This window comes from Burkholderia sp. MBR-1, assembly GCF_013822785.1.
GTDB classification, from domain to species: domain Bacteria; phylum Pseudomonadota; class Gammaproteobacteria; order Burkholderiales; family Burkholderiaceae; genus Burkholderia; species Burkholderia vietnamiensis.
This window is the reverse complement of sequence record NZ_CP053609.1, coordinates 3,021,809-3,033,960: the sequence shown is the minus strand read 5'-3', so window position 1 is coordinate 3,033,960 and position 12,152 is coordinate 3,021,809. Positions and strand designations below refer to the sequence as shown.

Here is a 12,152-nt window from a genome sequence, read left to right as displayed (position 1 = left end):
GCGCTCAGTGGCATTTCGGCGCGTGCAGGCCGACGCGGTTGCCCTCGGTATCGATCAGGTAGCCGATGTAGCCGTAGTTGTTCGGCAGCTCGACCACCGAGCCCTGCACGACGCCGCCCGCGCGCTTCGCACGCTCGAGCGCTGCGACGACCGATTCGCCGGCGTTCAGGTACACGAGCACGCCGTTCGCGCTCGGCTTCATCTGCTGCGGATCGAACACGATGCTGCCGCCCGTGTTCGACGCCTCGTGATCGAACACGGCCATCGGCACGCCGCCGATCACGTCGCGATGCAGCGTCGTCTGCAGCACGGTTTCGTAGAAGCGGATCGCCCGGTCGAAATCGAGCGACGGGATGTCGAACCATGCGATGGCACGGTCGAGGGTTGCGGGTGCGTTTGCGTTTGCAGTCGCGGACGTCATGACGAGCTCCTTGTTGTTCGGATTCTTGATGGAAACCAGCCTTGCATTGCGCCGGGATTGCAGTGTGAACGCGGGCTCCTGACAGCGTGCTGTCAGTAGTGATGGCGGTACTGACAACGCACCGCGCGCCGGCGCGCAGCGCAGCGCCGAAGCGGACGGTGGGGTGGAAGGTACGGCAGACGAAGCGGCGCACGCATCGGCGCCGCAAGTAACAACGCCCGGCGAATGCCGGGCGTCGGGGACTGGCTGTCAGCAGCCGGCCGCAGCGGCCGGTGCGCGGGAGCGGCGCGTCACACGTCGCCTTCCGCAGCGGCCGGGCGCGCCTTGACGCTGCCGGCGATCAGGTCGAAGCGGAACAGCCGGCATTCGAGCGCGCCGTTGAACAGCGGCGTCTTCGCCGATTCGCGCAGGCGCAGCTGGCCCGGCAGCGAGCGGTCGGAGCTCAGCAGGAACGCTTGCCAGCCGGTGAAGCGCTGCTTCAGCGCATCGCCGAGCGCGTTGAAGAACTCGCTGTCGGGCGCGTCGGTGTGCGTGCGGCGGAACGCGTCGTCGTTGCCGCGGTTGCGGCCCGTCTCGCGCACCTCGCCGCGCGCGCTGCGGCCGCGCACCTCGATCCGCTCGCCGTACGGCGGGTTCGCGAGGATGATGCCGGGGCCGTCGCACGGCGGCGTCATCGCGCGGGCGTCGATCTGCTTCAGCCATACCGACGGCACGCCGGCGCGTTCGAGGTTCGCGCGCGCCTTGTCGAGCATGTCGCCCGAGATGTCGCTGCCGTACACGCCGAGCGGATCGCGCTTGCTGCGCGCGGCGCGCTTCGCGTCGAGCGCGGGGACTTTCAGGCCCTGCCATGCGGTGATGTCGTACTGCTTGAGCTTTTCGAAGCCGAAGCGGCGCTCGACGCCCGGTGCGACGCCCAGCGCGATCTGCGCGGCTTCCGCGAGGAACGTGCCGCTGCCGCACATCGGGTCGTACAGCGGCGTGCCGGGCGTCCAGCCGGTCAGACGCAGGATGCCGGCCGCGAGGTTCTCGCGCAGCGGCGCCGCGCCCTTGTCGAGCCGCCAGCCGCGCTTGAACAGCGGCTCGCCCGACGTGTCGAGATACAGCGTGCATTCGCCGGTCGTGAGGAAGGCGAACACGCGTATGTCCGGCGCGCCGGTGTCGATGCTCGGGCGTGAGCCGGTCTTCTCGCGCATCCGGTCGCAGATTGCGTCCTTCACGCGCAGCGTCGCGAATTCGAGGCTCTTCAGCGGCGACTTGATCGCGGTGATGTCGACGCGCAGCGTCTGCGTCGACGCGAACCAGCGCTCCCACGGCTGCTCGAGCGCGAGCGCGTAGACGTCCTGCTCGTTGCGGTACGCGCGGTGCGCGATCTTCAGCAGGATCCGGCTCGCGATGCGCGAGTGCAGGTTCGCGGCCATCCCGGCGGCCCAGCCGCCGCGGAAGTGCACGCCGCCCGGCACCTGCGCGCCCGCGGTGAACGGCGCGCCGTTCAGGTGGCGGCCGGCGATCTCGGCCAGCTCGGCGGCGAGCGCCGCTTCGAGGCCGCGCGGGCAGGGAGCGAAGAATTCGTACAGGGTAGGCGAGGACATGAGGCGGGTGAGGACGTGCAAAAGTCCACCATTGTACGCGGCGCGGGCGGCCTCAGCCGGCGCCGCGTCCGTTTTGGCGTCCGTTTCGGCGTGCGGCCCGCGCGCGGCCGGTGCGCGCGCGCCGGCCGACCGGACGTCGCGGCGGGCCGGGCGGCCCCGCCGCGCGTGCGCCGCCGGCCCGTCGAACCGTCAGTGCGAGCCCGGCTGGCCCGCGCGAGCGGCCGGTGCGCCGGCCGGCCAGAACAGCGCCGACGGCTTCGCCAGCACCGTGCGCACGATCGCGCCGACCAGCGCGCGCACCTTGGTGCGGCGCAGGCTGCGCGAGCGCACGGCCATCGTGAACGCGAGCACGAAGCTCACCAGCACGTTGAGGATCGCCATGCTCAGCACGCCGGCGCAGGCCCACCAGAGTTCGGGCGTGCGCAGCGCGTCCTGGCCGAGCACGCCAATCGCGACGCCGATCGCGCCGGCCGACAGCGTCACGTGACGCACCTCGAACGGGAACAGGAACACGGTGACGATCGCCGGGACCAGGCCGAGCATCAGCCCGAGCCCGACGTTGGCGACCACGCCGGCGACGTTCGAGCGGCAGAAGTGCGCGAGCTTCGCGGCGCCCGCCGCGCCGAGCGTGAGCCGCAGGCGGCGGTTGTACGTGAGCGCGTCGCCGACGCGGTGCAGCACGAACCAGTTGTCGGCCCAGCCGGCGAGCAGGCTCGACGTCCACAGCAGCACGCCGGTCAGCGCCGCGTAGAACGGCGTCGGGCCGAGCAGCGAGAACGAATGCAGGGTCGCGTGCGCCTTGGCCGGCGAGATCACGTTGGCGTGCAGCAGGTTGCCCGCGAGCAGCTGCACGAGCAGGCAGACGGGGAACACGACGAGCACGTTGCCGGAGATCGCCGCGGCCTGCGTGCGGATCAGCGCGATCACCGACGCGACGAACGCCTTCACGCCTTCGTCGTGGCCGGTGTCGTCGAGTTCGCGCGCGAGCGTGGGCGCGGTCATCGCCGGCTGCTTGGTCGCGAGCGTGAAATGCAGGAAGTGCATCAGCATGAAGCTCGCCGCGTAGTTGACACCCGCGAGCAGCCCTTCGAGCATCGACTGCAGGTGCGAGCCGGTGATCGCGAACTTCACGCACACCGTCGCGACCGTCACGAGGCCGCCGCCCGCGGCCATCCGCAGCATCTTCAGGTATTCGGCGCGGCCGCGCGAGATGTAGTGCTCGCCGGTGTCCGCGTTGGTCTCGACGAGCTTGCGCGCGAACAGCGAGAAGTTGCTGCGCATCAGATGCGAGACGCTCTGGCTGTTCTGGTTCGCGTCGACCAGCTCGGCGGTGAGCCGCGCCATGTCGCGCAGGTCGTCGCGGGCCATCCATGCGTTGAGCAGCAGTTCCGCGCGCTGGATGCGCATGCGCATCCGCTCGACCTGGAACACGATGTCGACCGACACGCCGTTGCGGTACAGGTGCGCGAACACGTCGTCGACCGCGGTCCGGCATTCGTCGAGCAGCACGCGCAGATAGTTCACCTCGTGCAGCAGCTTGCTCGGATCGCCGCCGTCCTCGGCCGCCGCATGCGCGGTCTCGACCGCGAGCATCGCGCGCGTGAGGCGGTAGAACGGCTGGCCTTCGAGCGGCTTGCGCGCATCGTCGTCGGACAGGCGGCTGCGCACCGTCTGCGACAGGCCGGTCGAGCTGATCTGGCAGGTCAGGTTGTGCAGCGCGGCCAGCAGGTCGCGCGAGAACGAGCCGGGCTCGTGGCGCTCGGCGTCGGTGACGTCGAACGTGAACAGTTCGGCGAAGCGGCCGAGCAGGTCGTCGGGCAGCGCGTCGATCCATTGCGCGTCCTCCGGCGTCGGGAACATCAGCGTGAACAGCGCCGACAGTTCGCGGCGGTTCGGCGCGGGCGGGATCAGCGACGAGTCGATCCGCTCGAACAGCGCGCCGAAGAAGCCGGAATGCACGGGCATCCCGGCGTCGCACAGCAGCGAGATGCCGTCGCATTCGCGCAGGATCCCGCGCAGGATGCGCGCGGCGTGCGACTTCCACGCGGGATTGCGGTCGAGCACGTGGAACAGGTAGCGCAGTCGCGCGTGGGCCGGATACGCGCGCGCGTCGGCGTCGCGCTCGGCCGGGGCGTCCTGGCCGGGCTGCATCGCGCCGTTGCGGCGCAGCCAGTGCGCGAGCTCGATCAGCCATTCGCTGCGTTCGGCGTACGACGCGTGCGCGTCGGCGTGCGCGAGCAGCGCATCGAGCTGGTGGCTGGCATTGCGCGACGCGCGCCACTTCTTGATCAGGGTCGTCAGGGAACGAAACATAAACGGAATAGCGAAAGCCCACGGGTGGGCGGGTTCGGGATGCCGGCCGGAAACGCGGCGCGGCGCCGAGGGCAACGGTGACGCGGGTCGGGCAAGCCGGACGATGGGCGGACGGTCGCCACGCGCCGTGCGTGGGCCGTCGCGGGCCTGCGCTCGCGCGGCGCTCGGTCGGACCGGGGCGGTGCGCCATCGGCTGGCCCGCACGACAGGCGGCGCGGGTCGGGGACAGCGTAGGATCGTCAATTGGCCGCGAAAAGGCAAGCTGACCGCGTTGCGTGACGCCGGTTTTTGCCGATTTCGACGAGCGAGGCGAGGCGGGTGAGGGCCGGGATCTCGTGTGGGCCGTGCGGCCGGCGGGCGTGATCGGTGATGCTGCTGGAACGGGTTACCGGGTCAGGTGGGCCGGACGAGTTACAGGGGCCGCACGGACCAGACGGGTTACGCAGTGAGCGACACGGGCGATATGGACTCCGCGAACTTCACGAACGACACGAACGACACGAACGACACGAACGACACGAACGACACGAACGACACGAACGACACGAACGACACGAACGACGCGGGCGACACGAACGATGCGGCTACACGCCCCATACGTCCATACGAGCCACGCACCCACACCCCCCATGCGCTCGCATCCACGCGCACCCCGCCGCCGGCTTACGCGCCCGACTTGCCGGTCGCGCCTGCGTCGCCGCCGGGCGCCGGATTGGCCGGGCAGGGCACGACCGGCACGGCCGTCGCGGCGACCGTCGTCTTGCCGCCTGCCACCGCGCTCGCTCCACTCGCCGCCACCCCACGCCGCGCGGCGATCGCGCGCACGCCGGCCGCGGCCTGCGAGGCAATCGCGTCGAGGGCGCGCCGATGGCCGGCCACCAGCGCATCGAAGCCGCCGGCGACCGGCTCCGCGACGCTCGTGCGGCACGTCATCACCGTCTGCGTGCCGACTGCGCGCACGCTCCACACGGCGTCGATCGCCGCCCGCTTGCCGGGCCACGACTCGAAGCGCTGCACGTTCACGCTGATCCGATACACCGGCACGCCGGCCGGATACGCGGAATTCGCGACGTCGATCGTGCCGAGCTGCGCGGCGAGATCGTCCGACAGCGCGCGGCGGATCTCGTCGGCCGGCGGCGCGGCCCAGCGCTCCTGCTCGAGCACGTCGACCTGCGCGGCGTTGCGCTGCACGACGAACTGGTTCCTCGCGACCTGCTCCGGTACGCCCACCGACGGCACCTCGATCAGGAATGCCGGATTGGCGGGCGCGGTGCGCACGGGCGCGGCGGCGTCGGCCGGGCTCAGCGTGTAGAAGCGCGCGGGCGGCGAGCTGCACGCGCCGAGCGCGAGCACGGCGAACAGCGCGGCTGCGCCGCTCGCGAGCACGTTCACGCGTGTCGTGGTCATGGTTGATCTCCTGGCTTGCCCTTGAGCAGCGATTCGGGATGGCGCTCGAGATAGTCGGCGAGCGCGTTCAGCGATTGCAGCGTGCGCGTGAGCTCCTTCAGGGCGCCGCGCACGTCGGACTGCAGCGGCGAATCCTGCTGCAGCGTCGCCTCGGCGGTCGAGAAGGTCTGCTTGGCGGCCGACAGCGTGTCGCGCGCTTCCGGTGCGACCTGCGTGTCGAGCTGCTTGAACAGCTTGTCGGCATTCGTGAGCGCGCTGTTCAGGTTCGCGCCGATCTGGTCGAACGGCACCTTGTCGAGCTTCTTCGCGATGTCGGCGACCTGCAGCTGCAGCTCGTCGAGCGTGTTCGGCACGGTCGGCAGCTCGAGCGGCTGGCGCGTCGTGTCCATCTTCACGGCCGCCGCCTTCGGGAAGAAGTCGAGCGCGACGTACAGCTGGCTCGTCAGCAGGTTGCCGGTGCGCAGCTGGCCGCGCAGCCCATGCCTGACGAGGCGCTCGACGATCTCGCGGCGGGCCGACTCGCCCTTGTTGCCGATCGTTTCGCGGAAGCGCGGGCCGAGCCGCTCCGGATACACGTTCATCGTGACCGGCATCAGGAAGTTTTTGGTCTTCGGATCGAAGTCGATGCCGATGTTCGTCACTTCGCCGAGCACGATGCCGCGGAAGTCGACCGGCGCGCCCACCGCGAGCCCGCGCAGCGACTGGTTGAAGTTCATCACGACCTGCAGCGGCTCGCCGTCCGGATCGCGCATCGCGTCGCCTTCGTCGGAGCCGAGGCGGAACGTCGTGTTGTTCGGCGCGGTCGCGCCGGTGCGCTGGTTCGGCGGCGTCTGGAATGCGATGCCGCCGAGGATCACCGTCGCGAGCGATTGCGTGTTCAGCTTCAGGCCGCTCGAATCGAGCCGCAGGTCGACGCCGCTCGCCTGCCACCAGCGCGAATTCATGCCGACGTACTGGTCGTACGGCGCATTGACGAACACGTTGAAGGTGACGCCCGTGCCGTCCTTGTCGAGCGAGAAGCCGACCACCTGGCCGACCTGCACGCGACGGTAATAGACCGGCGAGCCGATGTCGACCGAGCCGAGCGAATCGCCGCGCAGCACGTACTGCGTGCCTTTCTGGTCGCGCGTCACGGCGGGCGGCGACTCGAGGCCGATGAAGTCGCTCTGCGCGTCCGGGCCGCGCCCGGCGTCGACGCCGATGTATGCGCCGGACAGCAGCGTGCCGAGCCCCGACACACCGGTCGTGCCCACGCGCGGCCGCACGATCCAGAAGCGCGAGCCCTTGATCGCGAAGTCCTCGGCCTCCTTCTTCAACTGCACCTGGACGAGCACGCGCGTGAGGTCTTTCGACAGCGTGATCGTCTTGACCGTGCCGATCTCGACGTCCTTGTACTTGACCTGGGTCTTGCCCGGCTCGAGCCCTTCCGCGCTGTGGAAGCTGATCGTGATTTCCGGGCCGCGCTCGCGCACGGACTTGATCACGAGGCCGATACCGATCAGCGCGGCGAGCAGCGGCACGAGCCAGACGAGCGACGGCAGCCAGCCGCCTTTCGTCGAGATTGCCGGGTCGGGCGGCCGGGGCGCGTCGTGCTGCGGGCCTTGCGGACTATTCATGGTGTTTCCCTGAGGTTTCGACTGGATCCCAGATGAGGCGGGGATCGAACTGCATCGACGCGAGCATCGTCAGGATCACGACCGAACCGAACGCGAGCGCGCCGGGACCGGCCGTGATGACGGCGAGCGAACGGAAATGGACGAGCGCGACGGTGAGCGTCACGACGAAGATGTCGAGCATCGACCAGCGGCCGATCCGCTCGACGATCCGGTACAGCAGCGTGCGCTGCAGCGGCCGCCACGTCGCGCGGCGCTGCGCGCTGGTCGCGAGCAGCGTCAGCACGCCGAGCTTGAGCATCGGCACGAGAATGCTCGCGACGAACACGATCACCGCGAGCGGCCAGTCGCCGGAGGTCCAGAAATAGATGACGCCGCTCATGATCGTGTCTTCCTGCGAGCCGACGATCGACGACGTGCGCATGATCGGCAGCAGGTTCGCCGGAATGTACAGGATCACGGCCGCGATCAGCAGCGCCCAGGTGCGCATGACGCTGTCCGGCGTGCGGAAATGCAGCGTGCTGCCGCAGCGCGCGCAATGCGCATGCGCATGGTCGAGCGTCTGCACGAGCCCGCAGGCGTGGCAGCTGGCGTAACCCTCGCGGGCGGCGGTCGGCGTCGTCATCGGCGCGGCGCTTCCGGCAGCGCGGCCGGGTCGGCGGCGGCGGGAGTAGCAGGAGCGGCGGGGGCGCCCGGCGAGCGGCCGGCGCGCAGGTCGTCGGCGATGTCCCACACGGTGCGCGGGTCGAACATCAGCACGACCGCGATCATCAGCGTGAGCGCGCCGAACGCGAACAGCGCCGCGTCGGGCACCACGCGCGCGAGGCTGACCATCTTCACGATCGTCACGACGATCCCGAGCATGAAGACCTCGATCATCCCCCACGGCCGCACGAGCTGGATCGTGCGCAGCACGAGGTTCAGGCCGGGCGGCACGACGCCGCGCCGGATCGGCAGCAGCACGTAGAGCAGCGCGGCCATCTCGACGAGCGGGAACAGCACGGTCGAGCAGAACACCATCACGCCGACGATCGCCATGTCCTGATGCCACAGCGCGTCGATCGCGCCGATCAGCGTCGTCTGCACGCGCGTGCCGTTCAGGTCCATTTCGAGGATCGGGAACGTCTGCGCGATGACGAACGTGACGAGCGCGGCGACCGCGAGCGCGGTGATGCGCTCGATCTGCGTGGTGCTGTTGCGATAGAGCAGCGCGTCGCAGCGCGGGCAGCGCGCGATCTGGCGGCCGCTCAGGCGCGGTTTATGCAACAGTGCGTCGCATTCGTGACAGGCAATCAGGTCGTATCGTTGCATGGAAAAGGCGGTGTTGCGACGGCTGGGCGGCGCGTCGACGGGGCCGGAACCCGCGCCAATCTTACCAAATCGGTTTTTCGGCGGTGTCAATGCCCGGGCGCGCGGTGACCGGCCGGTAACATGGCGCGGACGTGACAGCCGGCTGGCGTGCCTGTCCTCAGAGTCCGCGCGTCGAGAAAGGTTGCGGTAGCATGGCGCCCTTGACAAGCGTCGGACGAATATACCGGCGCGGCCGTTCGCTCACCTGAGGAACCCACGATGGCATCGAACTCGCTGCCGGCCACCCCGGCACGTTACACGCAAACCGCGATCGCGCTGCATTGGCTGATCGCGGTATTGATCGTCGGCGGCTTCGCGCTCGGCTGGGTGATGACCGACATCCCCGGCTTCACGCCGGCCAAGCTGAAGTACTACTCGTGGCACAAGTGGATCGGCGTGACCGTGTTCGCGCTGGCGCTGATGCGGCTGCTGTGGCGCGCGACCCACGCGGCGCCCGCGCTGCCCGGCGCTACGCCCGCCTGGCAGCGCGCCGCGTCGCACGGCGTCCACATGCTGCTGTACGTGCTGATGCTCGCGATCCCCGTCACCGGCTATCTGTACAGCTCCGCGTCGAACATCCCGGTCGTCTATCTCGGCATCGTGCCGCTGCCGCGCCTGATCGACCCCGATCCGGTGCTGAAAGAGATGCTGAAGACGCTCCACGTGACGTTGAATTACATTCTGCTTGCGCTGGTGTCGCTGCACGTGCTGGCGGCGCTCAAGCATCAGGTGCTGGACCGCGACGGGCTGCTGTCGCGCATGCTTCCCTTTGCCAAATGAAGGAACCCATGAAAGTGACTTTCTCCCGCTCCGTGCTGACCGCATTCGCCGCGGCGTCGCTCGCCGCATCGGCCGCCGCGCACGCCGACGTCGACCTCGCGAAGAGCAAGGTGTCCGCCGTGTCGAAGCAGATGAACGTGCCGACCGAAGGCGCGTTCCGGAAGTTCTCCGCGCAGGTGAAGTTCGACCCGGCGAAGGCCGCGCAGGGCAGCGCGCAGGTGACGATCGACATCGCGAGCTTCGACCTCGGCGACAAGATGTACAACGACCAGGTCGCCGGCAAGGACTGGTTCGACGCCAAAACGTATCCGCAGGCGACCTTCGCGTCGAGCGCGATCGCGCCGGCCGGCGGCAACAAGTACAACGTGACCGGCAAGCTGACGATCAAGGGCAAGTCGGAGAACGTCACGGTGCCCGTGACGGTCACGCAGAGCGGCGCGACGCAGACCTTCGACGGCGTGCTGCCGATCAAGCGCTCCGCGTTCAACGTCGGCACCGGCGAATGGAAGGACACGTCGATCGTCGCCGACGAAGTGCAGATCAAGTTCCATCTCGTCGCGACGAAGTAAGCGGCGGGGTCCCGCATCACCCGTATCACGTGCCTCACCCGAATGCCGCGCAAGCGCGCGGCGCCGTTCCAAGGAGAAAAAGTTGAAAAAGCATCTGATCATCGCCGCGGGCGCGCTGGCAGCCTCGCTGTCGTTCTCGGCCTTCGCCGAAAGCGCGACTTACCAGTTCGACCCGAGCCACACGTACCCGAGCTTCGAGGCCGACCACTTCGGCGGCCTGTCGGTCTGGCGCGGCAAGTTCGACAAGTCGAGCGGCACCGTGACGCTCGACCGCGCGGCGAAGACGGGTACGGTCGACGTGACGACCGACATCGCGTCGATCCACACCGGCAGCGCGAAGCTCGACGAGCACCTGCAGACGGCCGATTTCTTCGATGCGGCCAAGTTCCCGCAGGCGGTCTACAAGGGCGCGATCAAGTTCGACGGCGACAAGCCGGTGTCGGTGGTCGGCAACCTGACGCTGCACGGCGTGACGAAGCCGCTGACGCTGAAGATCGACTCGTTCAAGTGCATGCCGCATCCGATGCTCAAGCGTGAAGTGTGCGGCGTCGACGCCGTCGGCGAATTCAACCGCGACGAGTTCGGCCTCGATTACGGCAAGCAGTACGGCTTCAAGATGGCGACCAAGCTGCTGATCACGGCCGAAGCCGTCAAGCAGTAACGAGTAACGCGACCGCGGCCTTCGCGCCGCGCGCCGCCTGCGAGCCGCCGCGTTCCCGTTGCTGGGCGCGGCGGCTTTTTTGCGCGCCTATAATCGGCGGCATCGCGCGGCGCGGCCCCGCCCCGCACGCGTCGAATACGACGTAGAACGACAGGAGATCGCCGATGGATGCCGTCACGCAGTCCCGCTCCATTGCTTCGTCGCCGCGCGTGTGGCGCGCGGTGGTCGCCGCGTCGATCGGCAATGCGCTCGAGTGGTTCGATCTGGTGGTCTACGGCTTCTTCGCGGTGACGATCTCGCGCCTGTTCTTTCCCGCCGGCAACGACACCGTGTCGCTGCTGCTCACGCTCGGCACCTTCGGCGTGTCGTTCTTCATGCGCCCGCTCGGCGCGATCGTGCTCGGCGCGTACGCCGACCGCGCGGGCCGCAAGGCCGCGCTCACGCTGTCGATCCTGCTGATGATGGCCGGCACGTTCGTGATCGCGGTGCTGCCGACCTACCGGACGATCGGCGTCGCCGCGCCGTTGATCCTCGTCGCCGCGCGGCTGATCCAGGGCTTCTCGGCGGGCGGCGAATTCGGCAGCGCGACCGCGTTCCTGGCCGAGCACGTGCCCGGCCGGCGCGGCTTCTTCGCGAGCTGGCAGGTCGCGAGCCAGGGGCTCACGACGCTGCTCGCCGCCGCCTTCGGCACCGTGCTGAACGCGCAGCTCACCGCCGCGCAGATGGCCGCGTGGGGCTGGCGCGTGCCGTTCTTCTTCGGGCTGCTGCTCGGGCCGGTCGCGTACTACATCCGCGCGAAGGTCGACGAGACGCCCGAATTCCTCGCGGCCGACGTCACGGCGAACCCGCTGCGCGACACGTTCGCGTCGCACAAGGCGCGGCTCGTCGCCGCGATCGGCGCGGTCGTGCTCGGCACCGTCGCGACTTATCTCGTGCTGTTCATGCCGACCTATGGCGTGAAGCAGCTCGGCCTCGCGCCGTCGGCCGCGTTCGCGGCGATCCTCGTCGTCGGCGTGATCCAGATGGCCTTCGCGCCGCTCGTCGGCCACTGGTCGGATCGCTATGGCCGCGTGCGCGTGATGCTGGCGCCGGCCATCGGCTTTCTCGTGCTGATCTATCCGGCGTTCGCGTATCTGGTCGCGCATCCGGGCTTCGGCACGCTGATCGCGCTGCAGGTGCTGCTCGCGTTCCTGATGACCGGCTATTTCGCGGCGCTGCCCGGGCTGCTGTCCGAAGTGTTTCCGGTGCAGACGCGCACGACCGGCATGTCGCTCGCGTACAACGTCGCGGTCACCGTGTTCGGCGGCTTCGGGCCGTTCATCATCGCGTGGCTGATCCGCGCGACCGGGACCAACACCGCGCCGAGCTTCTACCTGATGTTCGCGGCCGTGCTGAGCATCGCGGCGCTGGTCGTGTTGAGGCGGCGCTTCGGGTTTCGCTGAGCGCGCG

Annotated in this window: 13 protein-coding genes; 4 read left to right on the top strand and 9 right to left on the bottom strand. The window is 69.2% G+C overall.

From position 1 onward, the window contains the following. Positions 1-4 precede the first annotated feature (4 nt). From MBR110_RS14015 to MBR110_RS13980, 8 genes are all read right to left on the bottom strand, one after another. Positions 5-421, bottom strand: a complete 417-nt coding sequence (locus tag MBR110_RS14015) for a VOC family protein (RefSeq protein WP_011883304.1) — start codon at positions 419-421, stop codon at positions 5-7. Positions 422-711: 290 nt separating this feature from the next. Next, positions 712-2,010 (bottom strand): THUMP domain-containing class I SAM-dependent RNA methyltransferase, encoded by a 1,299-nt coding sequence (locus tag MBR110_RS14010; RefSeq protein WP_059474735.1) that lies wholly within the window; start codon positions 2,008-2,010, stop codon positions 712-714. A 189-nt stretch (positions 2,011-2,199) separates the two neighbouring features. Next, a complete protein-coding gene (locus MBR110_RS14005) occupies positions 2,200-4,323 on the bottom strand; it encodes a site-specific recombinase (protein ID WP_014722461.1) in 2,124 nt (707 codons plus the stop codon). 438 nt (positions 4,324-4,761) lie between these two features. Beyond that, complete coding sequence (locus MBR110_RS14000; protein ID WP_155625330.1) at positions 4,762-4,920, bottom strand: hypothetical protein; 159 nt, start codon at positions 4,918-4,920, stop codon at positions 4,762-4,764. 66 nt (positions 4,921-4,986) lie between these two features. After that, a complete protein-coding gene (locus MBR110_RS13995; protein WP_011883307.1) occupies positions 4,987-5,730 on the bottom strand; it encodes a PqiC family protein in 744 nt (247 codons plus the stop codon). Continuing rightward, positions 5,727-7,346: a PqiB family protein gene (locus tag MBR110_RS13990; RefSeq protein WP_011883308.1), complete on the bottom strand. Its 1,620-nt coding sequence runs from the start codon at positions 7,344-7,346 to the stop codon at positions 5,727-5,729. Before MBR110_RS13990 ends, MBR110_RS13995 begins: the two co-directional genes overlap by 4 nt. After that, positions 7,339-7,968, bottom strand: coding sequence for a paraquat-inducible protein A (locus MBR110_RS13985; RefSeq protein ID WP_011883309.1), 630 nt, complete (start codon positions 7,966-7,968; stop codon positions 7,339-7,341). Before MBR110_RS13985 ends, MBR110_RS13990 begins: the two co-directional genes overlap by 8 nt. Then, positions 7,965-8,654 carry a paraquat-inducible protein A gene (locus tag MBR110_RS13980; RefSeq protein WP_011883310.1) on the bottom strand — a complete coding sequence of 230 codons (690 nt, stop codon included), beginning with the start codon at positions 8,652-8,654 and terminating at the stop codon, positions 7,965-7,967. Before MBR110_RS13980 ends, MBR110_RS13985 begins: the two co-directional genes overlap by 4 nt. Before the next feature lie 258 nt (positions 8,655-8,912). Here MBR110_RS13980 and MBR110_RS13975 point away from each other — a divergent pair, with 258 nt between their 5' ends. The 3 genes from MBR110_RS13975 (at position 8,913) to MBR110_RS13965 (ending at position 10,703) form a co-directional block, all read left to right on the top strand. After that, the gene (locus tag MBR110_RS13975; RefSeq protein WP_011883311.1) at positions 8,913-9,473 is read left to right on the top strand and encodes a cytochrome b; all 561 of its coding nucleotides are present in this window, start codon (positions 8,913-8,915) and stop codon (positions 9,471-9,473) included. An 8-nt stretch (positions 9,474-9,481) separates the two neighbouring features. After that, positions 9,482-10,042, top strand: coding sequence for a YceI family protein (locus MBR110_RS13970; protein WP_011883312.1), 561 nt, complete (start codon positions 9,482-9,484; stop codon positions 10,040-10,042). 82 nt (positions 10,043-10,124) lie between these two features. Then, positions 10,125-10,703, top strand: coding sequence for a YceI family protein (locus MBR110_RS13965; RefSeq protein WP_011883313.1), 579 nt, complete (start codon positions 10,125-10,127; stop codon positions 10,701-10,703). Here MBR110_RS13965 and MBR110_RS13960 read toward each other — a convergent pair. After that, a complete protein-coding gene (locus MBR110_RS13960; protein WP_014722466.1) occupies positions 10,693-10,881 on the bottom strand; it encodes a hypothetical protein in 189 nt (62 codons plus the stop codon). The genes MBR110_RS13965 and MBR110_RS13960 overlap by 11 nt on opposite strands. Between MBR110_RS13960 and MBR110_RS13955 the strand changes: the two genes are divergently transcribed. Then, complete coding sequence (locus MBR110_RS13955) at positions 10,868-12,145, top strand: MFS transporter (protein ID WP_034194441.1); 1,278 nt, start codon at positions 10,868-10,870, stop codon at positions 12,143-12,145. The genes MBR110_RS13960 and MBR110_RS13955 overlap by 14 nt on opposite strands. The last annotated feature ends 7 nt before the right edge of the window (positions 12,146-12,152 follow it).